Origin of the sequence: Streptomyces sp. R28, assembly GCF_041052385.1 — a bacterium.
Lineage (GTDB): Bacteria > Actinomycetota > Actinomycetes > Streptomycetales > Streptomycetaceae > Streptomyces.
Genome location: NZ_CP163439.1, coordinates 5977104 through 6001770 on the forward strand (window position 1 = coordinate 5977104; position 24667 = coordinate 6001770).

At 69.7% G+C, this 24667-nt stretch carries 23 protein-coding genes; 20 read left to right on the forward strand and 3 right to left on the reverse strand.

Features of this window, described 5'->3' with window-relative positions:
• Window positions 1–4: 4 nt before the first annotated feature.
• Both AB5J49_RS26710 and AB5J49_RS26715 read right to left on the reverse strand, forming a co-directional pair.
• A complete protein-coding gene (locus AB5J49_RS26710) occupies window positions 5–418 on the reverse strand; it encodes a hypothetical protein (RefSeq protein WP_369171271.1) in 414 nt (137 codons plus the stop codon).
• A 654-nt stretch (window positions 419–1072) separates the two neighbouring features.
• Window positions 1073–1510 (reverse strand): ACT domain-containing protein, encoded by a 438-nt coding sequence (locus AB5J49_RS26715; RefSeq protein WP_369171272.1) that lies wholly within the window; start codon window positions 1508–1510, stop codon window positions 1073–1075.
• Between the two features lie 212 nt (window positions 1511–1722).
• Here AB5J49_RS26715 and gntD point away from each other — a divergent pair, with 212 nt between their 5' ends.
• From gntD to AB5J49_RS26735, 4 genes are read left to right on the forward strand one after another with little or no spacing between them, the layout of a single operon-like run.
• Complete coding sequence (gene gntD / locus AB5J49_RS26720) at window positions 1723–2808, forward strand: guanitoxin biosynthesis L-enduracididine beta-hydroxylase GntD (protein ID WP_369171274.1); 1086 nt, start codon at window positions 1723–1725, stop codon at window positions 2806–2808.
• A 57-nt stretch (window positions 2809–2865) separates the two neighbouring features.
• Window positions 2866–3804, forward strand: coding sequence for a DMT family transporter (locus AB5J49_RS26725; RefSeq protein ID WP_369171275.1), 939 nt, complete (start codon window positions 2866–2868; stop codon window positions 3802–3804).
• A complete protein-coding gene (locus tag AB5J49_RS26730; protein WP_369171277.1) occupies window positions 3801–4673 on the forward strand; it encodes an MBL fold metallo-hydrolase in 873 nt (290 codons plus the stop codon). The genes AB5J49_RS26725 and AB5J49_RS26730 overlap by 4 nt, the downstream gene beginning before the upstream one ends.
• The gene (locus AB5J49_RS26735) at window positions 4670–5857 is read left to right on the forward strand and encodes a hypothetical protein (protein ID WP_369171278.1); all 1188 of its coding nucleotides are present in this window, start codon (window positions 4670–4672) and stop codon (window positions 5855–5857) included. Before AB5J49_RS26730 ends, AB5J49_RS26735 begins: the two co-directional genes overlap by 4 nt.
• Before the next feature lie 23 nt (window positions 5858–5880).
• Here AB5J49_RS26735 and AB5J49_RS26740 read toward each other — a convergent pair whose 3' ends face one another.
• Window positions 5881–6903, reverse strand: coding sequence for a LuxR C-terminal-related transcriptional regulator (locus tag AB5J49_RS26740; RefSeq protein WP_369171279.1), 1023 nt, complete (start codon window positions 6901–6903; stop codon window positions 5881–5883).
• A 400-nt stretch (window positions 6904–7303) separates the two neighbouring features.
• On the opposite strand from AB5J49_RS26740, the gene AB5J49_RS26745 reads away from it, so the two are divergent.
• The 16 genes from AB5J49_RS26745 to AB5J49_RS26820 all read left to right on the forward strand — a co-directional run bounded on the left by AB5J49_RS26745 (window position 7304) and on the right by AB5J49_RS26820 (window position 24658).
• Window positions 7304–8314 (forward strand): LuxR C-terminal-related transcriptional regulator, encoded by a 1011-nt coding sequence (locus tag AB5J49_RS26745; RefSeq protein WP_369171280.1) that lies wholly within the window; start codon window positions 7304–7306, stop codon window positions 8312–8314.
• Between the two features lie 475 nt (window positions 8315–8789).
• Window positions 8790–10325, forward strand: a complete 1536-nt coding sequence (locus AB5J49_RS26750) for an AMP-binding protein (RefSeq protein WP_369171281.1) — start codon at window positions 8790–8792, stop codon at window positions 10323–10325.
• Between the two features lie 11 nt (window positions 10326–10336).
• Window positions 10337–10573, forward strand: a complete 237-nt coding sequence (locus tag AB5J49_RS26755; protein ID WP_369171282.1) for an acyl carrier protein — start codon at window positions 10337–10339, stop codon at window positions 10571–10573.
• A 12-nt stretch (window positions 10574–10585) separates the two neighbouring features.
• Window positions 10586–11536 (forward strand): amidohydrolase family protein, encoded by a 951-nt coding sequence (locus AB5J49_RS26760; RefSeq protein ID WP_369171283.1) that lies wholly within the window; start codon window positions 10586–10588, stop codon window positions 11534–11536.
• A gap of 63 nt (window positions 11537–11599) precedes the next feature.
• Window positions 11600–12526 (forward strand): chlorinating enzyme, encoded by a 927-nt coding sequence (locus tag AB5J49_RS26765; protein ID WP_369171284.1) that lies wholly within the window; start codon window positions 11600–11602, stop codon window positions 12524–12526.
• Window positions 12516–12794 carry a hypothetical protein gene (locus AB5J49_RS26770; protein ID WP_369171285.1) on the forward strand — a complete coding sequence of 93 codons (279 nt, stop codon included), beginning with the start codon at window positions 12516–12518 and terminating at the stop codon, window positions 12792–12794. The genes AB5J49_RS26765 and AB5J49_RS26770 overlap by 11 nt, the downstream gene beginning before the upstream one ends.
• Window positions 12795–12872: 78 nt before the next feature.
• Complete coding sequence (locus AB5J49_RS26775; protein ID WP_369171287.1) at window positions 12873–13793, forward strand: hypothetical protein; 921 nt, start codon at window positions 12873–12875, stop codon at window positions 13791–13793.
• 34 nt (window positions 13794–13827) lie between these two features.
• On the forward strand, window positions 13828–14283 hold the full coding sequence (locus tag AB5J49_RS26780) for a GNAT family N-acetyltransferase (protein ID WP_369171288.1): 456 nt from the start codon (window positions 13828–13830) through the stop codon (window positions 14281–14283).
• A gap of 24 nt (window positions 14284–14307) precedes the next feature.
• Window positions 14308–15264 (forward strand): hypothetical protein, encoded by a 957-nt coding sequence (locus tag AB5J49_RS26785; RefSeq protein ID WP_369171289.1) that lies wholly within the window; start codon window positions 14308–14310, stop codon window positions 15262–15264.
• Window positions 15261–16535 (forward strand): cation:proton antiporter, encoded by a 1275-nt coding sequence (locus tag AB5J49_RS26790; RefSeq protein ID WP_369171290.1) that lies wholly within the window; start codon window positions 15261–15263, stop codon window positions 16533–16535. Before AB5J49_RS26785 ends, AB5J49_RS26790 begins: the two co-directional genes overlap by 4 nt.
• 318 nt (window positions 16536–16853) lie before the next feature.
• Window positions 16854–18692, forward strand: a complete 1839-nt coding sequence (gene asnB / locus AB5J49_RS26795) for an asparagine synthase (glutamine-hydrolyzing) (protein ID WP_369171292.1) — start codon at window positions 16854–16856, stop codon at window positions 18690–18692.
• A 48-nt stretch (window positions 18693–18740) separates the two neighbouring features.
• Window positions 18741–19604, forward strand: coding sequence for a TauD/TfdA dioxygenase family protein (locus tag AB5J49_RS26800; protein WP_369171293.1), 864 nt, complete (start codon window positions 18741–18743; stop codon window positions 19602–19604).
• A gap of 14 nt (window positions 19605–19618) precedes the next feature.
• Window positions 19619–21226 (forward strand): GMC family oxidoreductase, encoded by a 1608-nt coding sequence (locus tag AB5J49_RS26805; RefSeq protein WP_369171294.1) that lies wholly within the window; start codon window positions 19619–19621, stop codon window positions 21224–21226.
• 72 nt (window positions 21227–21298) lie between these two features.
• A complete protein-coding gene (locus AB5J49_RS26810; protein WP_369171295.1) occupies window positions 21299–22675 on the forward strand; it encodes a hypothetical protein in 1377 nt (458 codons plus the stop codon).
• A 12-nt stretch (window positions 22676–22687) separates the two neighbouring features.
• Window positions 22688–23386, forward strand: a complete 699-nt coding sequence (locus tag AB5J49_RS26815) for a class I SAM-dependent methyltransferase (protein WP_369171296.1) — start codon at window positions 22688–22690, stop codon at window positions 23384–23386.
• 12 nt (window positions 23387–23398) lie between these two features.
• Window positions 23399–24658, forward strand: coding sequence for a diaminopimelate decarboxylase (locus AB5J49_RS26820; RefSeq protein ID WP_369171297.1), 1260 nt, complete (start codon window positions 23399–23401; stop codon window positions 24656–24658).
• Window positions 24659–24667 lie beyond the last annotated feature (9 nt).

Genomic DNA, 24667 nt, shown 5'->3' on the forward strand with positions numbered 1-24667 from the left:
ACGGTCAGTGCCTGTTGACGACGATCATGTGGTACTGGTCCTGGGTCGACCACCAGTCGCCCCACCAGTCGTCGTTCCTGCTCCATCCCTCGCAGTTCCCGCCGCGGTAGGCCGTCAGCGTGACCTTGTCGCTGTTGGAGTACCACACGCTCTGCCAGTGGCTCGTGCTGTGCATTCGGCCGCCCACGAGGCAGCGGTCCCACCTGTGGCCGTTGGGCTCGGTGACACTGATACGCCAGCTGTTCGCGTCCACGCTGTGGTTGGAGATCGCCACGCAGGCAGTGAAGACGGGGGAGTTGCAGGGGGGGTTGGGGACGGGGATGGCACTGGCCTCACCGGCGGCCAGAGTCAGCGACCCACCCACCATGGCGGCGACGGCCAGGGCGCCGGCGAACTTCTTGCGGAGTGAACGGGACATGGCCCCGCTCCCTTCTGTCCTGTTGGTTCGGGCAGACACGACTTTTCGGGGGCGGGGGTTGATCAGGGAGTCGGATCCAGTGGGCTAATCAATTCCGGGCCGCTCAGATGCTCACATTCGTCCGCTTTGTGCACTCCCGAGTTGCACCAGTTCGGTTGCGAGCTGCGCAGGAAACGGGGAGCGCGCGACATGAAGGCGCTGGCCAAGTCCCGCTCAACCGGGACCGGTGCGGCGTGCGGGATCTCGGCCCGCTGAGGCACGGCGGCCGGCGGGCCGAGGCGCTGGCCGTCTTCGACCGCACGGCCAGGTGACTCGCCGCCGACCTGGGGGGCCCAGGGTGAACCGCTGCGGCGGGCACGCTGGGAGATCCTGCGAGGGGACGACTTGGCGCAGGGGCGGGCCGGTGCTGGGGGCGGGGGCGTCCGGGATCCCGAACGTCTGCGTCTTCCAGGCCCTCGCCGAGCATCTGTCCTGTCCGGCCCTCCTCCGCAGGGAACCGGGTGAAGACCGACGTACGGCCGTTCTGGACCCGGGACATGAGGCTGGGCGTCGAGGGCGTACTTGTGGCCGCTGTCTGTCTTTCTCAGTCGCCGCCTGTCTCTCTGGGCCGCTTCCTCGGGTCGGCCGTCGCCTTCTCTTCGCCGCGGCGGTGCTTCACCACGGCGGCGCGTCAGGGGCTGGCCGGCCGCAAGCCGTGGCGTCGGGTGGAGTGCCGGATTCCTGCGCGGGCGACGTCACCGTCACGCCCGCCTCGCCCAGCGCCTGCCCCGCCGCCGTCAGCTGTGCCTCCGGTACCAGGATCACGTCCGCGTCGTACGTCGATGCCACGAACACCGGGACGCCTGCCTCGGCGAGTGGGGTGAGGAGGCGGGCCAGGACGCCGGGGAGGTCGAGGGCGTGGGGTGTGTCGCCGCCGTACAGGGCCGACCAGCGCTCCGTGGCGTCCGGGTCTGTCGGCGTCGCCCGTCGGATCACCGTGAGGCCCTCCGGGGCGCGGACCAGCGCCAGCCAGGTGTCCTGGTCCACGTCCGCGGGGGACTTGGCCCGTTCGACGACGAAACGGCCTTCCAGGGGGCGTAGTTCAAATTGCATGGCGTTCATCCGAGCACAGCTCGGCCCTCCTGCCGCCCGCCACGGCTGTCCGGTTCCGGACGTGACCGGCTCCGGACGCCTGTCAGCCATGGTCATCGGGTTCGTGGCCGTCAAGAATCCAGTAGGTCGCGGCGGTGACGGGACCCACGGGATGCGTCCTGCCCCCGACGCGTCGCACCCCACTCTCGCCGAAATGTGAAGGAACGTTTCCGGTGTCACTTGCGTTCGAACTGCCCACAGCCGCCGAGCTGCCCGCTCGACCAGCCGACGGAGTTCCCTTCCTGGAGCTGACCGACCCCGAGAGCGCACAGCTCAAGGAAATCGCGGACGGGATCCTCGACGTCGCTGAGGACGTCCCGCTCGAAGGGCAGTTGGAGAGACTGTCGTTGCTCGCCCACGAGGTCCCGCTGTCCGTCCGGGCCCGGCTCAACACCTTCCGCCTGACCGGCCGCCCCTACGGCGGCATGGTGATCTCCAACCTGCCCGTCGACGAGGCCGTGGCCGGCCCCACACCCTCCGCCTACACGGACAAGCCCGCGAGCCGCGAAGCCGCCCGGGCCGGCGCCCTGTTGCTGTTGCTCGGTTCGCTGCTCGGCGACCCCGTCTCGTACCTGACCCAGCAGCGCGGCCGTATGGTCCTCGACCTCTTCCCGATCAAGGGGCACGAGCACCAGCAGCTGGGCTCCAGTTCCACGGTCAACCTGGAGTGGCACAACGAGGACGCGTTCCACCCCCTGCGCGCCGACTGGATCATGCTGCTCGGGCTGCGCAACCACAACGCGGTCCCCACCACCTTCGCGGCGATCCAGGACATCCAGCTCTCCGACAAGGCCCGTGAGGTGCTCTTCGAGGAGCGCTTCGTGATCCTGCCCGACGAGTCGCACACCGAGCAGTTCAACGCCGAGACAACCGGTCTCGAGGAGAGCGACTGGGTCGAGCGCGCCTTCGCCCAGATCGCCGGGATGAACGAGACCCCGCGGCGCACCTCGGTGCTGTCCGGTCCGCCCGAGGCGCCCCACCTGTGCATCGACCCCGCGTTCATGCCGCGCGACCTGGACCCGGAGGCCGCCGCCGCCCTCCAGGAGATCATCGACGGCATCGACGCGAACCTGCGCGACGTGGCGCTGGCCCCGGGCGAGATGCTGATCGTCGACAACAAGCGCGCGGTGCACGGCCGTAAGCCCTTCACCGCCCGCTACGACGGTACCGATCGCTGGATCCGCCGTATCAACGTACTCGCCGACCTCCGCCGCGCCGACGGCCGCCGGTACGGCGAGCACGGCCGCGCCCTGGTCTGACCCGAACTACCAGGTCCCCGTGGCGAGTCACTGCGCCACGGGGGCCCGAGAGGCCCCATGACTCAGCTCGACATCTCCACGAGCCCACCCGGCCGGGCGACGGCCCCCGCGTCCGGGGCGCTGATCGCGGTGGGCGGCATCGTGGTCCTCCAGACCGGCGTCGCCTGCTCCGAGAAGCTCTTCGACCACCTCGGCGTGTCCGGCACCGCCTGGCTCCGGCTGCTGATCGCCGCGGCGCTGCTGCTCCTGTTCGCCCGCCCCGTCCTGTCGGGCAAGACGCTCCGCCAGTGGAGCACCGTCCTGCTGCTGGGCGCGGCGTCGGCCGGCATGACCCTGCTCTTCTCCGCGGCCATCGCCCGGATCCCGCTGGGCATCGCGGCCACCGTCGAGTTCCTCGGGCCGCTGGCCGTCGCGGTACTGGCCTCCCGCAAGCCGGTCCACGGGCTGTGCGCGCTCCTCGCGGGCACCGGCGTCGCCCTGATCTGCTTCGCCGGGTCCGGGGGCGTCGGCGGCGGCCTGGACTACACGGGTCTGGCGCTGGCGTTCGCGGCGGCGGCCTGCTGGGCGGGGTACATCGTGTGCACCCGGGTCGTCGGCGAGGTCTTCGACGGTTACCAGGGGCTCGCGGTCTCGATGGCCGTCGCCGCGCTCGTGGTGACCCCCGTCGGCTTCCAGGAGGGGACGACCGGGCTGCTGGACAGCGCCGACCCGGTGCTGCTGCTGGCCGCGGTGACGGGGGTGGCGCTGCTGTCGCCGGTGGCCGCGTTCGCCCTGGAGATGACGGCGCTGCGGCGGGTGCCCGTACGGACCTTCGGCATTCTCACCAGTCTCGAACCGGCGGTCGCCGCCGTGGCCGGGCTGATCCTGCTCCACCAGTCCCTGGGGGCTGCCCAAGTGGCCGGACTGGTCTGTGTCGTCGCGGCCAGCGCGGCCGCCACCTGGGCCGATCGCACCGGCGCGGCCGAAGAAACGCACACGAACGAGGAGTTGTCATGACGACGGGCTGGCATGAGGTCGCGGCCGGGGTGTTCCAGCGCCGGTACGAGCCGTGCGACGTGACGGTGACGGCCGTCGTCGGGGCACGGGGCGTCGCCGTGGTCGACACCCGGTGCTCGCTGGAGGAGGGCGAGGAGATCAAGCGGGACATCGCCTCCTTCGCGTCCGTGCCCGTGCGCTGGGTGGTCAACACCCACTCCCACCTCGACCACACCTGGGGCAACGTGGCGTTCACCGCCCCGTACCAGCAGCCCCCGGCGCAGATCTGGGCGCACCGCTCCGTACCGGAGGTGCTCACCCCCGACGACCCGGCCGTCCCGTTCTTCCTGGAGACCTTCACCGACCAGGGGCCCGAGTGGCAGGCGAAGGTCGCCGGCCTGCGGATCGCGCGGCCCACCCATCTCGTCGACCGGCATTCCGTGATCGACCTCGGCGACCGCACCGTCGAACTGCGCTGGACCGGACGGGCCCACACGGCCGGAGACCTGTGGGTGGTGGTGCCGGACGCCGACGTCGTCGTGGCCGGTGACCTGATCGAGGAGGCAGGCGATCCGATCTGGGGGCCGGACTCCTTCCCCTTCGAGTGGCCCGCGACCCTGGACGCCGCCCTCGCGTTCATCGGTCCGGACACCGTCGTCGTCCCGGGGCACGGCGCACCGGTCGACGCCGCCTTCGTCCGCGCCCAGCGCGAGCTGATCGCGTCCGTCGCCGAGCGGATCCGGGAACTGCACGGCGCGGGAGTGCACCTCTCGGAGGGACCCTCGGCCGGCGGCTGGCCCATCCCGGAGGACCGCACCCGGTACGCGCTGGCCCGCGGCTACGCGCACCTCGACCGACTCACCGCATCCAGCACGGGAAGTGCCCGATGAACGAGACCCTCGTAAACCCTCCCCTGACCCACATCTCCCTGACGGACCACGGCGTCGACCCGGTCAACGGGTTCCTGCCCGGCATCGACCCGCTGCGCCATCTGTCCGGCACCTACGCCGAATGGGACGACATCGCGGCTCAGCTGCCCAAGTACCTGGTGAGCGGCTGTGCCCGGACGCTCCTGCGGGACGTTCCCCAGTTCGACACGGCCGCGCTGCGGGACGGTGCCGAACTGGAACGGGCCATGCTGCTGTTGTCGTACTTCGGGCACGCGTGGATCAACGACACGGAACCGCCCGTCTCCTCGGTGCCCGCGAACATCGCCGTGCCCTGGGCCGCGGTGGCCGCCCGCCTCGGTCGCCCGCCGATCCTGTCGTACGCGACGCAGCAACTGCACAACTGGCGGCGCCTGGACGACAGCCGTCCCGTCGAACTGGGCAACATCGCGCGGCTCCAGGACTTCCTGGGCGGCATGGACGACGACTGGTTCGTCCTGGTGCACATCGCGATCGAGGCGGCCGCCGCACCCGCTCTCACGGCCTGCGTGCGTGCCCAGGACGCCGTGCTCGGCGGCGACGCCGACACGGTGGCCGTGGAGCTGCGGCGGGTCGCGGCGAGCCTCGCGGCCATGCAGGCGGTGCTGGCCCGCATGCCGGAGCGATGCGATCCGTACGTCTACTACCACCGGGTGCGGCGGTTCCTGTTCGGCTGGAAGAACAACCCGGCCTTCCCCGAGGGCATCCGCTATGAGGGCGTGGCCGCCTTCGGCGGGCGGCCGCAGTCCTTCAGCGGGGAGACCGGGGCGCAGAGCGCGATCATCCCGTTCCTGGACACAGTGTTCGGCATCAGCGACGAGGCGGACCCGCTCGCCGACTACATGCTCTCCCTGCGGGACTACGTCCCGCCCGCGCACCGGGCGTTCATCGAGCAGGTCGGGCCCCGGGCCGACCTGCGCGGAATGCTGCTGCGCGAGCGTCCGTACGGGGCGGTGGCGGCGTACAACGAGTGCATCGAGGCCATGCATGCCTTCCGCAGGCTCCACCTGGACTACGCGGCACGGTACGTGCAGCAGCAGGCGCAGCGCGACGCGTCCAACTCCAACGACGTGGGCACCGGCGGCACTCCGTTCATGCGGTATCTGCGCCGCCACCTGGACAACATCCTCGACCACATCATCCGCTGACCGCCCCCGGCACGTCGTCCGGCTCAGGGCTCCAGCCAGCCCAGCCGGGCGGCGTTGACCCCCGCCTGGAAGCGGCTCTCCGCGTCGAGTCTGCTGATCAGTTCGGCGACCTGGCGGCCCACCGTCCGTTCGGACACCCCGAGTTTGCGGCTGATCGCCTCGTCGGTCAGTCCGCCGGAGAGCAACTGGAGCACCTGCCGGTGGCGTTCGGTGAGCCCGGGCTCGTCGGACTCCGGCTCGCGGGGCCCGGGGCCCGCCGTCCTCGGCACCAGCGGGGTGGCGCTGCCCCAGCAGTGGTCGAAGACGTCCTCGAAGATCCCGACCAGCACCTCGCCGCGGACCCGTACGGCCGACACCGTCCCGTCGGGCGCCCTGAGCGACTCGGGGAGGGCGACGAAGGCGAGCGTGTGATCGATGACGATCAGCCACATGGGCAGCAGATGGGCGGTGCGCACCTGTCCGCCGAGCTCGCCCACACGGCGCAGGTAGTCCATGACATGGGGGACGGCCGCCGCGGAGGCGAGGTGGAGGGTGCGGATCTCGGTGCCGCGTTCCAGCACGGCCTCGTCCCGCTCCAGCGCGCTGCTCAGCGCCGGCGCCGGCAGCGGCCGGCCGGGGTGCATGGACAGCACGCGGTAGCGGGCGTGGTGGGTGGCGTCCTCCAGCGCCGCGGTGACCTCGGCCTCGCCGAGCAGGACCTCCAGCTGGGCCTCGGTGACACTGCGGCGGTGGATCGGCTGAAAAGTGGTCACCAGGCTCTCGACGGAGCGGCGCATGCCTGCCACCTGGTCGAGGACGGACAGCGAGGTGTGCATCGCCTGGCCGACGAGTGTGTGGACCGCCGACTCGGGGGTCAGCACCGTCCAGCCGCTGGGCGCCGTCCGGGACTCGACGAGCAGGTTCAGGCCCGTCAGTTCCTTCACCGCGGTGTCGAACTGCTCGTCGGACCAGTCCAGTTCACGGCGCACCTGCTCGGGCAGCCAGTGCGGGTCCCCGGCGATGCGGGCGTACAACTCCTCGGCGACGCTCCTGCGGACATCAGGCACGGCTGTGCACCCCCATTACGACCCATTCGACCCCAAGCGACGTGAGCCGCCGATTCAAGCACGCTTCGGACGGGCTCGCAGTGGTGCACACGGCTGTCCGAAATCGGATGTCGGGCAGGGGACAAGGCTGGAATCGGACAGGGGCGATGTCCGGCCAATGACCTGCCGCCGCGCAAAGAATGGTGGCTTCCTGTGGGCTGCGAGTCGATTTTTTCCCGCTTTTCCCTGCCGGACTCTGGTGTTTTTCTCGCGGTCCCCTCGGTTATGTCCGCGCGAGGGCATTGTGCGGTGGCGCGTCCACCTGTCGGACGACGCCTTAACAGGATCTTCACCAGCCCCTTATCGTCCTGGGGACCGGTTGCTGCAGCGCAGCAAGTTGCCAGGGGGAGAGAGGGCGCAGGTGAAGACACTTACGGATGTTCCGGGGGATTTCCTGGACAGCGGGCTTCTGCGGCGGGTGTACGAGTTCATGCTCGACGCCACTCGTTGTGACGGGGTCGCGCTGGACGTCGAGGTGGCGGCCGCCCAACTGGGGATCTGCGAGGGTGACGTCCGCGAGGCGCTGGCCGAACTGTCCGCGCTGGGGCTGCTGCTGAACCGCCCGGGGAGCGGGTTCGTCGCGGTGTCGCCCGACGAGGCGACCACCCGGGTGCTCCTCCCCCTGGAGTCCGAACTGCGCGCCCGGCGCGCCCGTGTGGAGGAGATCCGGCGGCGGCTCGTGTCGTTCACACCGGTCTTCGACGCCAGCCTGCTGGCGCGCGAGAACCGGCGGCAGATCGAGCTCATAGACAACCTCGACGACGTGCGCGCGGCCATAGCCGACCTGTCGGCCAAGAGCCGCAAGGAGATCCTCACGGCGCAGCCGGGTGGCGGCCGCCGCGAGGACGTGCTGGTGGAGGCCGCGCCGCGGGACTACGACACCCTGCGCAGGGGCGTGGAGATGCGGATCCTCTACCAGCACACCGCCCGCTCCAGCCGCGGCACCCAGTCCTATGTGGAGCAGGTGAGCCGCCTCGGTGCCCAAGTGCGCACCCTGGACGACCAGTTCATGCGCTTTCTGATCTTCGACCGGGAGTGCGCGATGTTCGCGACGCCGGGCAATCCGAACAGGGCTGTGGTGATCCGCAACCCGCATGTCGTGTCGTTCATGGTGGAGGCCTATGAGCGGCTGTGGCTGACGGCGGAGCCCTTCGAGGCCGAGGGCGACTCCCAGCCGGAGATCATGGACGACCTCAAGGACGCCATCGTCCGGCTGCTCACGGCCGGTATGACGGACGCGGCCGTGGCCCGCCGACTGGGCATGTCCGTGCGCACCTGCCGCCGCCATGTCGCCGAGATCATGACGGCTCTCGACGCCGAGAGCCGCTTCCAGGCCGGCTATCTGCTCGCCCTTCAGGAGCGCTCCGAGTGATCCCGGCGACGCGCCGGCTCTGAGGGCCCGGCAGCCCCTTGCTTTCGCAGCCCGATTGATCCACCGCTTGCGATGAATGCCCGTTTTCTCCCGTTGGGCATCAAGTTGCCATGCAGCTTGATGCTCCACCTTTTCTCCACCATCCGGCCCGCCGCCCTGGCACTTTGATGACAGATCGGTTCGCGGTCCGCAGCGGGGTGCGGCGGAATTCGCGAGAACCGGAAACAAGGCGCGGCAACGGAATGAGTGAGGGCAGGAAAGTGAATCGCTTCGGCAGAGCGACTGTTTCGGGAATCGCGATCGTCATGGCTGTTCTGAGTGGCGCGGGAGTCATCGCGGCCCAGCAGCACGAAACCGTTGTGAGCGCGACCACCGCCCCGACCGGCGACACCGGCTGGGGTTAAGTCTCGTGTCGTCGTCGATCAATGATCTGTACAAGAGTCTGACGGAGCATCCCGAACGCCGGATGCGATTCATGTCCGTCGCCGGAAAACTGGTCAGCAAGAACTTCTCGGAAGTCCACGAAGACGTCCTGGAACTCATGGCCGAGTTGCGGGAATCGGGAATCGAGCCCGGCGACCTGGTGGGGATCACCGGCCCGAATTCCTACGAGTGGGTCCTCGCCGACCTGGCCCTGCTGGGCCTGGGCGCCATCCCGGTGGCGCTGCCGCTGGAACAGCGGACCAGTGCCGCGGCGGTGGACGAACTCGCCGGGAAATACGGGCTCTCGGCGGTCCTCACGACCCAGCCGCTCGCGTCGGAGACCGGACTGCCGGACGGCATCGCGGTCCTCGGGCAGGGCCCGCTGAAGCTCGTCCCGAGAGATGTCCCGCGCGGCGGTCGGCAGCCGCTGTCCGAGGACGTCTTCTCCATCGCCTTCTCGTCCGGGACCTCAGGCAGCAAGAAGGGCCTGCTGATGTCCGCGAAGGGGGTCGAGAACACCATGCGGACATCCGCGGAGGCATGGCGGCTCACCAGCAACGACGATGTGCTGATCGTCATGCCGTTCTCCAACTTCCAGCAGCGGTACCTGCTCTACACGGCGGTCAGGTACGGCACCGACGTGACGGTCGTCGCGCCCGAGCGCATGTTCCAGAAGCTCAGGGAGTTCGAGCCGACGATCGTCCTCGGGCCGCCCTCCTTCTTCGAGGCCGCCGCCAACCGGGTCGGCTCCGCCGGCCTGCGCGAGAGGCTTCCGTATCTCCTCGCGACGGCCCTGCACACGCTTGCCCCCGGCGGGGCGAGCCGTCGGCTGCGGGCGCGGTTGGGCCACAAGTGGCTCGGCATGTACGGCTCGCGGGCGCGGCTGATGCTCACCGGCTCGGCTCCGGTGCCGCCGCGCACCGTGCGGCTGTTCCAGCGGCTCGGCGCACCGCTCTTCGAGGTCTACGGGAGCACCGAGATCGGCTGGATCGCCTTCAACCTCCCGGGGCGGCACAGAACCGGCAGCGCCGGCCGCCCGGTGGACCGCATCCATGTGGACGTCGCCGACGACGGCGAGGTCACCGTCCGCACCCGGTATCCGCAGTGCCTCGGCTATGTGTTCGAGGGGGTGGAGACGCAGGACGCGGTCTTCCTGGGCGGCGACCGGATCGCCACCGGCGACCTCGGGGAGTTCGACCGGGCGGGATTCCTGCGGCTCAGGGGCCGCAAGAAGAACGTCATCATCACGCGCAGCGGGGTCAAGATCAACCCCGAGGAACTCGAACTGGGCGTGGAGAAGGCCTGCCCCGGCACCCGCGCCATGGTCGCCTCGCCGGGCGGGGGCGGGCTGTTGACCTGCGTGGTCTGGCTCGACGACGAGCAGTCCGCCGAGTACGTGGCGCAGGTCGAGGCGTACCTGGACGAGGCGAACAAGAAGCGGGAATCCGCCTACAGGATTTCGGAGACCGTCTTCCGGCCGGCGGCCGAGCTGACGGTCGAGGAAGGCCTGCTGACGAGAAATCTCAAGATCGACCGAAACGCGGTCATGCGAAGGGTCTTCGCCGATCGGACCGGAGTGGGACGTTGAACACGAGTCAAGTGAGCGACGAAGAGATCTGCACGATCATCGCGAGCGTCATCCCGAAGAAAGCGGCCAAGGGCGGAATCCGCCCCGACATGAGCCTGAGAGGCGATCTGGGAGTCGACTCCCTCGCGTTGATGAGCATCGTCTTCGTCCTGGAGGAGAACACCGGCATCGACGCCTTCGGTCAGGTCGACAGATTCGTCGCCGCCGAATTCGTCTCGGACATCATCGACATCGTCCGGCAGGGCTGAGGGGCGCGTGGCATGAACGAGACACAGACGATCATCGACTTCCACACCCACATCGCCTCCGAGATGTGCTTTCCGAGGTCGTTCCAGGACGGCGTCGTCGACAACATGACGGTGGCGCTGGCGGGCAAGGGCCTGCCGGTGTCCCGGGCGAACGTCGCGCGTATGCACGCGGGCACGCTGACCGACCCGCTCTGCGACGAGCTGGTCAAGCAGATGGACGAGGCGGGCATCTCCGAATCCGTCCTGCTGCTGCCCGACTTCACCTACGCGCTCAAGGACAGCACCCACACCATCGAGGAGCTCATCGACCACCACAAGGCCGTCGTGGAGCGCCATCCCGGCCGGTTCCGGGTACTGGTGGGCGTCGACCCGCGGTGGGGCGACGACGGTCTCGCGCTGTTCGAGAAGGCCATCGTCGACTACAAGTTCGACGGCATGAAGCTGTACCCGCCGTGCGGATACAAGCTCTCGGACGACCTGCTGTACCCGTACTACGAGATCTGCGCGCAGTACTCGCTCCCCGTGCTGTCGCACATCGGGGCCACCTCACCGGTCCTCGACTTCGAGATCGCCCAGCCGATCTACGTCGACAGGGCGGCCAAGGACTTTCCCGGCATCGACTTCGTCCTGGCGCACGGCAGCGTCCACTACCCCGACGAGGTCGCGATGCTGTGCAACAACCGTCCCAACATCTATGTGGACGTCAGCGGTTACGAGGCCTTCGGTACCGCGGCGCTCAACACGCTGTTCCGCCGCGGCATCAACCACAAGATCCTCTTCGGCACCGACTGGCCGGTGTTCCGGCTCCAGGGACGCCAGGTGAGCCTGGTCGAGAAGCTGGAGAAGGAAGGGGCCTTCCCGGAGTCGATGACCGACGCCGACCGGGACCTCTTCTTCCACAAGAACGCGGCCCGGCTGCTCGGCAAGAACAAGCTGAAGTCCTCCGCGCCGGCCGCCGCGTGACCCCCTCCACCACCCCGCTCCACCACCGCTTCATTCCTTTCCCGGTTACAGAAGGGCAGCGACGTGTCTGAAAGCGCCACCGAGACCCAGTTCCTCGGCCTGACCGACGAGCAGATCGAGTTCTTCCAGGAGAACGGCTTCGTCGGCCCGTTCGACCTCTACGCCGAGGAAGAGGCTCCACTGCTGTGGAACCAGGCCATGATCGAGATGGTCACCTCGCAGAACAAGCCGCACAACTCGACGGTCATCAACTACGACCGCCACCTGGACTGCGACACGCTGTCCGCGCACATCAGCCGACCGGAGATCGTGCACAAGCTGCGCAGCCTCATCGGCGACGACATCCTGTGCTGGAAGTCCAACATCTTCAAGAAGGCGCCGGGCGACGCCGGCACCGGCTGGCACCAGGTCGAGACCTTCGTGGTCGGCGATACCACCACGGACGCGACTCCCTCCCTGAAGTACACGGAGGAGGGCGAGATGTACACGCAGGAACTCACCGTGTGGACCGCGTTCTCCCCGGCCGGCAAGGAGAACGGCTGCCTGCGCTACATCCCCGGCAGCCACAAGAAGTGGTACTACGACGAGTCCAAGCAGCTCACCTACGACGTGGAGAGCAAGTCCCACGACTTCTTCGGCTACGACTACTCCGAGCTCCAGCTCGACAAGGACTGGAACCCGGACGACGAAGAAGTCTTCGAGATGGAGATGAAGCCCGGCCAGTTCGTCATCTTCCTGGCCAAGTGCATCCACGGCTCCCTGCCCAACGTCAGCGACATCACCCGCCTCGGCTACGCCTCGCGCTATGTCGCGCCGTCGGTGAAGGTCTACGAGAACGTGGACAGCCTGAGCGAGTTCGGCGACACGATCAGCCTCGACTACCACGGCAGCGTTCTGGTCTCCGGCGAGGACAAGTACGGCCACAACCGTATCCACGACAAGAACCTGAACGGCGTCCCCTTCAAGAAGGTCGAGACCGATGAGCGCTGACGACTACCGCACGAAGTTCGCGGACTTCCTCCAGACCCAGCCCATGACCCAGGGCATCACGCACGAGGACGTCGCCAGGGCCACCACCCGGGACGAACTGGGCATCAGCTCCCTGAACATCATTCTCGTCCTGGTGAACTACATCAAGGAGCGGGCGAACGACAGCGTGCAGCTCCGGCCCGAATGGGTGTCCAGGCTGGGTGACGTCGAGGGCATCGTCTCTGTCATCCGCGAGATCGACGAGAGCGCCCTCGCCGCGGCGCAGTGATGCCCGTCGCACCGTGCTCCCCCACCCGGCGGCCGTCCCCCTCGGCCGCAGGGTGCGGGCCGACGGAAACGGAAGACAGTGACTGACCACCAACACATCGGCCTCGGCGCCTTCGCGTGCACCTTCGGTGCCGTGGAGCAGAAGCCGGAGGACATACCGGATTTCGAACGGCTGTGGCGCGAGCAGTCGCCGGACGCCGAGTTCACCTCCATGGGCTGCCGGACCTTCCGCAGGTTCTCCGGCCCCGTCGAGGACTACGTGATCGACACGGTGCGTACCACCCTGCGGGACGGATCCGTCCGCCCGGCGGACGTCGACCGCATCGTCTTCGCCACCAGCGACGCCCGGATCGGCTCGCTGAGACCCGACTTCGCCGCCCATGTCCTCAGTTCCCTGGGCCTGGTCAACTGCGTACCGGTGATGGTCTCCTTCCAGCAGTGCTGCAGCTCGCTCGCCGCACTGCGGCACGCTCGGGACCTGCTCGCCGACGACGGCGTGCGCAACGTCGTCCTCGTCTCGCTCGACTTCACCCCCGACGACGCCGACCGGGTCAGGTCGTTCGCGCTGTTCAGCGACGCCGTCGCCAGTTGCCTGATCACCCGCAGCGACGGTCTGGTGCGCCTGCGGTCGGCCGCCGTCGGCGTCGACCACGCGGGCCTGCTCGGCCGGGACTCGTTCCTGTCGCGGCAGCAGGTGGCGCAGTCCTCCCTCGCCGCGGCCCTGGGTGAGGGGGACCTCGTGCCGTCCGACGTCACGAAGGTCTTCCCGACCAACCTCTACCGGCCGGTGGCGCTGTTCAACGCCACCATCGCCGGCATCGGCCGGGAGCAACTGCACTTCGCCGGGCCGCTGGAGGCCTATGGTCACTGCGGCAATTCAGACTGGATGATCAACCTGGCCGACTACCACGAAAAGGTCGGGATCAGCCCGGGCGGGACGTATCTGGCCCAGTCCTCGGCGCCCGGCTTCTTCGCCTGCGCACTGCTCGCAGGAGCCTGAACCAACCGGACGAACACAGCAAAGGGTGAGACGGATGAAGATCTCAGTGGACGACCTCTCCGGGCGCGACATCGCCGAGTTCCTCGCAGCCCATGTCCAGGAGATGCGGTCCATCACGCCGCTGGAGAGCAAGCACGCCCTCGACCTCGACGCCCTGCGCGTGCCGGACGTCACCTTCTGGACCGCCCGGGACGCCGGGACCCTGGTCGGCTGCGGCGCCATCAAGCGCATCGAGGCGGGCCACGCGGAGATCAAGTCGATGCGCACCGAGCCCGCCCGCAAGCGCTCCGGCGTGGCGTCGAAGCTGCTGGCCCACATCATCTCCGAGGCCCGCCGCATGGGGTATCTCCGGCTCAGCCTGGAAACCGGCTCGACCGAATTCTTCGCCCCGGCCCGCGCGCTGTACGAGAAATTCGACTTCACCTACTGCGCTCCCTTTGCGGATTACAAGGAAGACCCCAACAGCGCGTTCATGACGCGCCTTCTCTAGCGCCCATCCCGAAGGGGACGGTTGATGAAAGACATTCCCTACCCCTACGACAGAACGCTGTACAGCCGGCTGTTCCTGAACTGCTACCAGCGTGAGTCCCTGGTGATGCTCGCCGAACGCGGGCATCCCGTGCACCAGTTGCTCTTCCGGTGCCTGGTCAGCACGGACGAGATCCTGCGGCAGGTCATCAGGGAACAGCGCCCCAAGTACTCCTTCGACAGCGACCTCCTCGACCCGGACGACCTGGCGCGCATCGGCATCGTCAAGGAGGAGGCGGAGTTCGACTCGTACGCCGACGCCCGCGGCCTGCTGCTCGACGTGGTGGCCCAGGAGGGGTACGCCATCCTCGTCGGCGACGTCTTCTACTGGCCCCACTGCCCCGAGTACCGCACCAGGCACCTGGTCCACTCGATCGTGCTCACCGGCCACGACGCGGACACGGCCCGCTGGCACGTCGTCGACGACAACCCGGCGAGCCTGCTGTGCTCGTACACCTACCCCGAGGACGTGATCGCGGCCGCCTTCGACAACAACGAACTGCGCCGCGTCAGGTACTACACGACCAAGGACTTCGACCCGGCGCAGGCCGAGCGGGGCACCCGCGAGGCGTTCGCCGCCCTCCTGGACCGGTACCAGGACAGCCATGCGCTGCAGACCGGGGTGGCAGACCTCCTGTCCTGCCGGTGGATCGCGCCGGAGCGCGCCATCGCGTCCCTGCACGACGCGTTCTCGCTCTACCAGGGCTCGCGCATCGGCCTCAGGGAGTACCTGCGGCACACGGCAGGTGACGCGGCCGTGCAGGAGCTCCTCGACCGGATCGTGCGGGGCAGCGCCGAGGTGATGGACCAGCTGCTCCTCGCCAAGGTGACGGGCGCCGTCGACGCCCGGTGGACGGCCGAGGCCTCCCTCGGGCTCCAGCGGGCCGAGCAGGAGCTGCTGCCCCGGCTGCGGGCCGTCGCGGGAGCCGGGGGGAGAGCATGACGGAGTTCCAGACAGCGGTCCTTCTCGCCGACATCGCCCTGATCGTCGCGGTGGCACGGGTCGCCGGGTGGTGCGCCCGCCGGCTCGGCCAGCCGTCGGTCATCGGGGAGATCGCGGCCGGGGTGCTGCTGGGCCCGACCCTTCTCGACGGAGCCGTGGCGGACACGTTCTTCCCGGCGGAGATACGGCCGTACCTCGGCGCCGTGGCCGGCCTCGGCCTGGTGCTGTTCATGTTCGTCATCGGCCTGGAGTTCGACTTCGGCCGGCTGCGCGGCTCCGGGCGGGTCACCGGGGCCGCCGTCGTCGGCTCGACCTTGGTGCCCTTCGCCCTCGGCGTCCTGCTGGGGACGTATCTCCTGCGGTCCTACGCGACCGCCGACCACCTCGCCTTCGTCCTGTTCATCGGGGTCGCGGTGTCGGTGACGGCCTTCCCGGTCCTCGCCCGCATCCTCGCCGACCGCGGCATGAACGGCACCTGGCTCGGCGCCGTAGCCCTGTCCGCGGCGGCGTTCTGCGACCTCGCCGCATGGACGACGCTGGCCGGCCTCCAGGCCCTGGCCGGCGCGAGCGGAGCGCACCCGTGGAGGGTGCTGCTGGTCGTCCCGTACGGCCTGGCGCTCGCCTTGGGCGTACGCCCGCTGCTGGCCCGGTTCCTGACCCGGCGGGGCACTGACGCACCCCTGTCGGCGGGCGACGTCACCGTCGTCGTCACCGGGGCCCTGGGCTCCGCCGCCGTGACCCAGCTGCTCGGCCTGCACTTCGTGATCGGCGCGTTCCTCTTCGGGCTCGTCATGCCCCGGCTGCACCACGCCGGCCACGAGGGCCTGCTGCGGTACACGGAGCCCATGACCGCGCTGCTGCTGCCGGTCTACTTCATCGTCGCGGGACTGAAGGTGGACCTGTCCGGCATCGGCGCCGACGGCCTCGTCCAGCTCGGCTGGATCATGGTCGTGGCGGTCACCGGGAAGTTCGCCGGCACCTGGCTCGGCGCCCGTTCCCAGGGGCTCCCGGCCCGCGGCTCCGCGGTGCTGGCCAGCCTCATGAACACCCGCGGGCTCACCGAACTCGTCGCGCTCGGCGTCGGTCTCGAGGCGGGGCTCCTCGACGAGCGGCTCTATTCGCTCTTCGTCGTCATGGCCGTCGTCACGACCGTCATGACCGGCCCGCTGCTCACCTGGCTCATGGGGCGCGGCGACGAGACTCCGACGATGCTGGATCCGGACCTCGTCGGGCGACCCCGGGAGCGCGCGGTGGCCGGCACGTCCCGGTGACCCCGGCACGGCCCGCGCTGCCCGCCGGGGTGACCGGCGGCATCGCGCTGCCCTACGAGGGCCGCCTCCGGCCCAACGATGTCTGATTTGTCTCTGTGGTCATCAAGCTGCCAGGCAGCTTGATGACCACAGTCGGGAGATCTGCGGCGGCACTCCTTCTGGCACAGTCGTTCCAGGCGCCGAATTCGGCCGGGAAGAGATTCCCGAATTCCATCGCACAGCGCAGTTCCGAGTGCTTTGCACGCTGCCCGCTCTCTCAAAGTCCGGCGTTTTTCCGCACTGTTTGAAGAATTCTTCGTAGCTCTGGAGGTGAACTGAATGAGTGGCGTGGTGGGTTGGATCGACTTCCGGCGCGATCTGGGCGATCAGCACGGCTTGCTGCATTCGATGACGGAGACGATGCGGCACAGAGGCCCCGACACCCAGGACGTCTGGATCGGCGAGCACGCCGCCATCGGCCACCGCGGCCTGGCCACCGGACGCCCCGACGACGTACGGCCCGCGAGCGCCGGCACCGGCGGCGACACCGTGTACGTGGCGCACACCGGCGAGGTCTACAACGGCGACGAGCTGCGCCGCGACATCGAGGCGGCCGGCGGCGCCCTGCGCGACGGCTCCACCGCCGAGGCCCTCCTGAAGGCCTACCTGCTGTGGGGCACCGACTTCGTCGAGCGGGTCAACGGGGCGTTCGGCTTCGCGATCTGGGACGGCCGCACCCGGCGCCTGCACCTCGGCCGCGACCGGATCGGCGTCAAGCCGCTCTACTACCACGCGTACGACGGCGGCCTCCTCTTCGCCTCCGAGCCCAAGGGGATCATCGCCAACCCCCTGTTCCGGCCGCGCCTGGAGATGTCGGCGCTGCCCGTCGTCCTGCAGCCGCGCCTGGCCCTGCCGGGCGAGACCCCGCTGAAGGGGCTGTACGAGGTGCCGCCCGCCCATGTGCTGACGTACGGGGAGCGGGGCCTGACCCGGCGGCGCTACTGGCGGCTCGTCAGCGAGCCGCACCACGACTCCTTCGAGGAGACCGCCCGCCGGGTGCGTGAACTCCTCGACGACACCGTGCGCCGGCAGCTCACCACCGGCGTCCCGCTCGGCGCGATGCTCTCCGGCGGCGTCGACTCCACGTCCGTCGCCGCCCTCGCCGCGAGCGCCCTGCGCAAGGAGGACCCGGCGCACGAACTGGCCACCTTCTGCGTGCAGTTCGAGAGCGACCCGGCGCACTTCGTGGCCACCGAGCTGCGCCCCGACATCGACGCTCCCTACGCCGCCGAGGCCGCCGGTTTCATCGGCACCCGGCACACCACGCTCACCGCCTCGGTGCAGGACCTGCTGGACGTCATCCCCGCCACCCGGCGCGCCCGCGACCTGCCGGGCTGGGGCCAGTTCGACGCCTCGATGTACCTGATCTTCCAGCAGATCCGGGACAACTGCCCCGTCGCCCTGACCGGCGAGGCCGCCGACGAGGTCTTCGGCGGATACCCGTACTTCTTCAAGCCGGAGATCCTGGCCGCCGACCGCTTCCCCTGGCTCTTCGACGGCCCGAAGCTCTCCCGCTACCTCGCGCCCGACCTGCTCGCCGAGATCGACCCGGAGGAGGACGAACGCGCCCGCTACGCCCAGCTGCTGGCGAGCGTGGAGCGGCTGCCGGGCGAGAGCGCCGAGGACGCCCGGATGCGCGAGGTCTTCTTCCTGGGCCTGTCGGGCCCGCTCTCGGTGATCCTGGACCGCAAGGAACGCATGAGCATGGCCCACGGACTCGACGTCCGGGTGCCCTTCTGCGACCACCGCCTCCTCCAGTACGTCTGGAACGTGCCCTGGGAGCTGAAGTCGCGGGGCGGCGTGAAGGGCCTGCTGAAGGCGGCCATGGCGGACGTCCTGCCACCGAGCACGGTGAACCGCAAGAAGAGCGCCTACCCCCATGTGCAGAACCCCGCCTACGACCGGACCCTCGTGCGCGAGGCGACCTGGATCGTCAACGACGAGGCCTCGCCGCTGAAGCCGCTCTTCGACACCGACCGGATGAACGGGCTGATCCGGCAGATCTCCGCGGGCGCGGTCCACGGGGAGCTGCCCGGCGGCTCGAACCAGGCCGCCCTGCTGATCCAGCTCGTCGAAATGCGCCACTGGATGGACGAGTGCCAGGTGTCCCTGCCCTGACCCGGCCATCCGACGTACCGACACAGAATCCCCAGGGAGTCCCCCTTCATGCTTGAACTGGTCCCCATCACCGACGGCATCGGCACGGAGGTCCGCGGTGTCGACGTCACCCGGCCGCTGTCCGACCGCGACTTCGACCGGATCTACCAGGCCTGGATCGACACGACCATCCTGCTGATCCGCGGGCAGGACATGACCCCGGCCCAGCACATCGCGTTCACCCGGCGCTTCGGCGAGGTCTTCGCCTACACCCGCTCGCAGTTCAACGACGCCGAGTACCCCGAGATCCTCATCCTGTCCAACCTCACCAAGGACGGGAAGCCGATCGGCTCGGCCTACAGCGGCCGCGTGTGGCACAGCGACGGCGCCTACCTCACCGACCCGCCGGTGGGCTCGATGCTGTACGCCCGTGAGATCCCGCCGGAGGGCGGCGACACCTGGTACGGCAACATGTTCGCCGCGTACGAGGCGCTGCCCCCGGCGGTCAAGGAACGCATCGAGGACCTGAGGGTCGTCATCAGCCGTGTCCAGTCGCGGCCGTACAACTACCCCGACCGCCCCGCGCCCACGGAGCGGGAGCGGGCCGAATGGGCCGACGTGTCCCATCCGCTGGTGCGCGTCCACGAGGAGAGCGGCCGCAAGGCGCTGTACGCGGGCGGCAACGTGCCCTGGCGCATCGAAGGCATGTCCGAGGACGAGAGCGCGCCGCTCATCACCTTCCTCCAGGAGTTCGCGGTCCAGCCGCGGTTCACCTACCGCCACCAGTGGCGGGTCGGCGACATCGTCCTGTGGGACAACCGCAGCGCGATGCACCGCGCCACGCCCTACGACCACGTCAACCACCGCCGGCTGCTGCACCGGACGACGACGATCACGGGCCGCCGCCCGGCCGCCGCGGCCGAGGCCGCGTGAGGGGGCGAGCACCGGTGAGATACGACTACATCGTCGTCGGCGCGGGCGCGGCCGGCTGTGTGCTGGCGGGACGGCTGACGCAGGACCCGTCGATCCGGGTGCTGCTGCTGGAGTCGGGCAGCGAGCGGCGCAGCCCGCTGCTCACCGTCCCCGCCGCGGAGACCGTGCTGATGGGCAACCCGAAGTACGACTGGTGCTTCGAGACCGACGCCGACCCCTCCCTCGACGGCCGCAGCGTGAGCATCCCGCGCGGACGCCTCCTCGGCGGCTCCAACCAGATCAACGGCATGATCTTCGTCCGCGGTCAGCGCGAGGACTACGACGACTGGGAGCGCCTGGGCAACCCGGGCTGGTCCTGGGAGGGCGTGCTGCCGTACTTCCGCAGCATGGAGCGGGTCACCGGGATCGAGGGCGCGAGCCGCGGCCGGGCCGGGCAGATCGCGGTCGGACTGCCGCGCGAGCGCGACGAGCTGACCGACGCCTTCCTCGCCGCCGCAGTCAAGGCCGGCTACCCCGAGAACCCGGACTACAACTCCGGCGACCAGGAGGGCTTCGGCTACTACCAGGTCAACCACGAGGGCGGACGGCGCTCCTCGGCGGCCGGCACCTACCTCAAGGCTGCCCGGCGCCGCCCGAACCTCACGCTGGTCACCGAGGCGCACGTCACCGGCCTGCGGTTCGACGGCAAGCGGTGCGTCGGCGTCAGCTACCGGCGCGGCGACGCCGAGCACACCGCCGACTGCGGCCACGAGGTGATCGTCAGCGCCGGAGCCGTGCAGTCCCCGCAGCTGCTGGAGCTCTCCGGCATCGGCTCCGCGGAGCTCCTCGCCGAGGTGGGCGTGCCGGTCGTGCACCATCTGCCGGGCGTCGGCGAGAACTTCCGCGACCACTTCGCCGCGCGCCTGCGCTGGCGGGTCCGGCGGCCGATCACCTTCAACGAGCGCTCCCGCGGCCTCGGCCTGGTCCGCGAGACCGTCCGCTACGTCCGCGAACGGCGTGGCCTGCTGAGTCTGCCGATCGCCCTCGGCCACGGCTTCGTCCGCTCCGACGAGGTCCTGACCCGCCCCGACCTCCAGTTCCACTTCGCCCCGGCGAGCTACGGCGGCGGCGCCAGCCGGCGCCTCGACACGGCCCCCGGCATGACCCTGGGCGTCTACCCGCTGCGCCCGGAGTCCAAGGGGTCGATCCACATCCGCTCCCGCAGACCGCTGACCCCGCCGTCGATCCGCACCCGCTTCCTGGAGTCGGAGGCGGACCGCGCCACACTGATCGCGGGCATGCGCATCGGCCGGCGCATCGTCGAGGGACCGAGCCTGGACGACTACCGCGCGTTCGAGCTGATGCCCGGCAGCGAGGTGCGCTCCGACGACGAACTGCTCGCCTACGCACGGCAGCACGGGGACACCTCGTACCACCCGGTGGGCACCTGCCGTATGGGCGACGACCCGATGGCGGTGGTCGACGAGCGGCTGCGGGTCCAGGGCGTGCACGGTCTGCGCGTCATCGACGCCTCCGTCATGCCGGCCATGGTCTCGGGCAACACGAACGCCGCGAGCATGATGATCGGTGAGAAGGGTGCCGCCCTCGTCCTGGCGGACCACAAGGAGCGGACCCGCGCGTAGCCGCCACTGCGGGGCCGAGGCCGATTCCCCCGCGCTCAGTCACCAGAGTTCGATTCCAGAACGGGAATTCCCATGCCTGAAAATCTCACGGCGGACCGTTTCGACCACGCGTCCAATCTCGGCAGGGCCGGCTCGTACCGCACCTACCGCAGCGCCTTCTGGCCGCCGGCCGGGTCCTACGCGCTGGGCTGTCTGGACCTCGCCGGATCCACTCCCGCCCTCGGCGACGGGTTCCGCCGGGCCCTGGCGGACCTGAAGGCCGCCGTGGAGGCCGAGTGGCATCGGGTGAAGGAGATCGGCGTACCCGCCCGCCGCCGCTTCAACGACCCGCTGGCGATCGCGGAGGCGGTGCGCGACGTCGCCAAGCACCTGCCGGGCGAGGCCGACCGCCGGGCGGCCGAACTGCGCGCCAACGCCGTCCAGGACGGCTACGACGACGACATCCTGCAGGAACTCGCCGCTCTGGAGGAGGAGTTCACGGTCGTGGCCGGCCAGATATCCACCTGGTACGGCAAGGAGGTCCGCGGCCTGCCGACCGCCTTCGGCTGCCGTGCCGACGCCGAGCGCCAGCGCCTGGTCACCGACGCCCTCGCCCACCGCGACGAGGCGACCGCCCAGGTGCGCCGGCTCCACCCGGACCTGCGCCTGGGCGACCTGCCGGCCTTCGGGGCGTCCGAGCTGTTCTTCATGGCCGGCGAGGGCAACCTGCACCCCAAGCACATCGCCTACTTCCTCCCCGAGGACGAGGGGGTGAAGTACTCGCCGTTCAAGAAGACGTACTACTTCGCCAACACCCACCGCGCGCTGCTCGACACCGTCTCCGCGCCCCTCGCCGAGCGGTTCCTCGACCTCGGCGTGCGCTTCGACCCGGCCCATGCCCGCTTCGCCGCCATCCCCACCCTGGGGGTGCTCAGCCACGAGCTCGGCCACTTCGTCCACCGGCCCGCGACCGACTACACCGAGCTCAACGCCGCCGACCGCTGGGCCTCGGTGGTCCTCCAGGAGGTCGCCGCCGATGTGTTCGGCATCCTGATCCTCGCCGACGTCTGGGCCCCGCGCCTGGGCATCGACCCGGCCGACTGCGTCGCGTACTACCTGGCGGAGTGCCTGCGGTACACCGACCGCGGCCTCGGCCACTTCCCCGACAGCGACGGCATGTTCCTCCAGCTGTCCTACCTCGTCCAGCTCGGGGCCCTCGAGCTGACCGACAGCCCGCGCCTGACGGGGCGGCCGGACGTCGTCCTGGCGGGTCTGCGCTCGCTGGCCCGCGTCCTGGCCGACACCCTGCTCGCCACCGACGCCGGCCGGGCCGTCCGCCTCTACGAGAACTACGGCCCGTCGACGGCCGGCCCGCTCGCGGCGCTGGTCGAGCAGCTCCGCCCGGAGCCCTTCCGGTCCGTCGAGTACACGCAAGAGCACCTCCACACCGCCGCCACCTCTCACTCCTGAAAGCGGGACACGATGATCACTGAGGCGAACCAGGACCTTGCCCAGATGCGTGACTACTACACGGTGCAGCGCTCCACCGACGGCGAAGAGGCGAACATATACGCCATCTGGGAGAAGGGCGGCGCGTTCAACGACTCCGTCACGCCGTCCACGTACGTGCCCGAGTACCGCTCGCACATGGCGCTCAAACTGCTCTCGCTGACCGAGGACGGGGCGACCGTCTTCTCCTTGGGCTGCGGCAACGCCGCCGTCGAGGGCGTCGTGGTCGACCTCGGCCGCAAGGTCCGCGGCATCGACTTCAACGTGGAGGCCGTCGAACTGGCCCGGCAGAAAGGCGTCGACGCCTTCACGGCCGACTACTACACCCTGCACCCGGCGGACGTCGCCGATGCCGACGTCATCTACGCGGACGGCTTCCTCGGCCACCTCTTCGACGCCGAACGAGAGGCCGGGCCCGCCCTGGACAAGCTGGCCGACCTCGGCCTCAAGTCCGGTGCCTACGTGGTGTTCTCCAACGACGCCCCGCCGGACACCAAGGTGCCCTTCGCCCCGCACCAGCGGGTCGCGGACTTCTGGTACGTGTCCAAGGACTACCTCAGCGACCGCCTCGCGGAGCGGGGCTACCAGCCCGTGGAGAGCTACTACTTCCCCTACCTGCGTCCCGTCAGCGGCATGCGCAACCGCACGATCTGCATCGCGCGCGTTCCGTAAAGGAGGGACCCCGTGCCCATCGCAGAGGGATTCTCCGCCCGCCTCAGGCCGCTGCTCAAGGACCTGGTGGCCGCCTACGGAACCCCCTTCCACATCTACGACGCCGCCGGCATCGTCGACACCTACCGCGGTATGACGGACGCCTTCCAAGGGGAGCCGTACCGCCAGTACTTCGCCGTCAAGGCGCTGCCCAACCCGCACATCCTCTCCCTGCTCCTCGCCGAGGGCAGCGGCCTGGACTGCGCCTCCCCGGTGGAGCTGGAGCTGGCGGGCAGCCTCGGCGCCGGACCCGGCGACACCGTGTTCACCTCCAACAACACCGCCCGCGAGGAGTACGAACTCGCCCTGAAGAGCGGTGCGTTGATCACCCTCGACGACCGGTCGTTCCTGGCGAAGGCCGACCCGCTGCCGGACACCGTCGCCTTCCGCGTCTCCCCGCACGGCCTGTCGGCCGGCTCCCGCCTCATGGGAGACGCGCGGGCCACGAAGTTCGGGGTGCCCGCGGAGCAACTTGCCGACGCCTACCGGGACGCCCGGGCGCGCGGTGTCCGCCGGTTCGGCATCCACGGCATGATCTGCGCCAACGAACTGGACGTGGACCGGGCCGCACGCGCCGCGACCGACGTGATCGAACTCGGCGCCCGGGTCGCCGCCGACACCGGCATCGAGCTCGACTACGTCAACGTGGGCGGCGGCCTCGGCATCCCGTACCGCACACAGGAGAGGCCGTTCGACTTCCGCCGCTACGCGGACGCGATCCTCGCCGCCCGCCGCCGCTGCTTCCCGCGCTCCGCGCCCCGCATCCTCATGGAGTGCGGGCGCTATGTCACCGGCCCGCACGGTGTCCTCGTGACCACCGTCATCAACCGGTGCAGCAAGGGCCGCGAGCTCGTCGGCGTGGACGCCTCGATGTCCGCGCTCATGCGCCCCGGCTTCTACGGCGCCCATCACCACATCACCCTGCCGTTCGCGGAGGGCCGCGCGCTGTCGCCGTACGACGTCGTGGGTTCCCTCTGCGAGAACATGGACAAGTTCGCGATCGACAGGCCGCTGCCCGACCCGCGCGAGGGGGACGTCCTCCTCGTCCACGACACCGGCGCGCACGGCCACGCGATGGGCTTCACCTACAACGGGCGCCTCAGGCCCGCCGAGCTCCTGCTCACCCGGGACGGCGACGTCGTCGAGATCCGCCGCGCCGAGACCTACGACGACTACGTCAGCACCGTTCCCGCCCGGCCCGGGCCCGTCCTTCCCCGAGCACCGCACGCATGACAGGAGTGT

What these genes read in the sequence shown, in the direction of transcription:
- AB5J49_RS26710 (WP_369171271.1), bottom strand. Translation starts at nt 418, where the DNA reads ATGTCCCGTTCACTCCGCAAGAAGTTCGCCGGCGCCCTGGCCGTCGCC.
- AB5J49_RS26715 (WP_369171272.1), bottom strand. Translation starts at nt 1,510, where the DNA reads ATGCAATTTGAACTACGCCCCCTGGAAGGCCGTTTCGTCGTCGAACGG.
- AB5J49_RS26725 (WP_369171275.1), top strand. Translation starts at nt 2,866, where the DNA reads ATGACTCAGCTCGACATCTCCACGAGCCCACCCGGCCGGGCGACGGCC.
- AB5J49_RS26730 (WP_369171277.1), top strand. Translation starts at nt 3,801, where the DNA reads ATGACGACGGGCTGGCATGAGGTCGCGGCCGGGGTGTTCCAGCGCCGG.
- AB5J49_RS26735 (WP_369171278.1), top strand. Translation starts at nt 4,670, where the DNA reads ATGAACGAGACCCTCGTAAACCCTCCCCTGACCCACATCTCCCTGACG.
- AB5J49_RS26750 (WP_369171281.1), top strand. Translation starts at nt 8,790, where the DNA reads ATGTCCGTCGCCGGAAAACTGGTCAGCAAGAACTTCTCGGAAGTCCAC.
- AB5J49_RS26760 (WP_369171283.1), top strand. Translation starts at nt 10,586, where the DNA reads ATGAACGAGACACAGACGATCATCGACTTCCACACCCACATCGCCTCC.
- AB5J49_RS26770 (WP_369171285.1), top strand. Translation starts at nt 12,516, where the DNA reads ATGAGCGCTGACGACTACCGCACGAAGTTCGCGGACTTCCTCCAGACC.
- AB5J49_RS26780 (WP_369171288.1), top strand. Translation starts at nt 13,828, where the DNA reads ATGAAGATCTCAGTGGACGACCTCTCCGGGCGCGACATCGCCGAGTTC.
- AB5J49_RS26785 (WP_369171289.1), top strand. Translation starts at nt 14,308, where the DNA reads ATGAAAGACATTCCCTACCCCTACGACAGAACGCTGTACAGCCGGCTG.
- AB5J49_RS26790 (WP_369171290.1), top strand. Translation starts at nt 15,261, where the DNA reads ATGACGGAGTTCCAGACAGCGGTCCTTCTCGCCGACATCGCCCTGATC.
- asnB (WP_369171292.1), top strand. Translation starts at nt 16,854, where the DNA reads ATGAGTGGCGTGGTGGGTTGGATCGACTTCCGGCGCGATCTGGGCGAT.
- AB5J49_RS26800 (WP_369171293.1), top strand. Translation starts at nt 18,741, where the DNA reads ATGCTTGAACTGGTCCCCATCACCGACGGCATCGGCACGGAGGTCCGC.
- AB5J49_RS26810 (WP_369171295.1), top strand. Translation starts at nt 21,299, where the DNA reads ATGCCTGAAAATCTCACGGCGGACCGTTTCGACCACGCGTCCAATCTC.
- AB5J49_RS26815 (WP_369171296.1), top strand. Translation starts at nt 22,688, where the DNA reads ATGATCACTGAGGCGAACCAGGACCTTGCCCAGATGCGTGACTACTAC.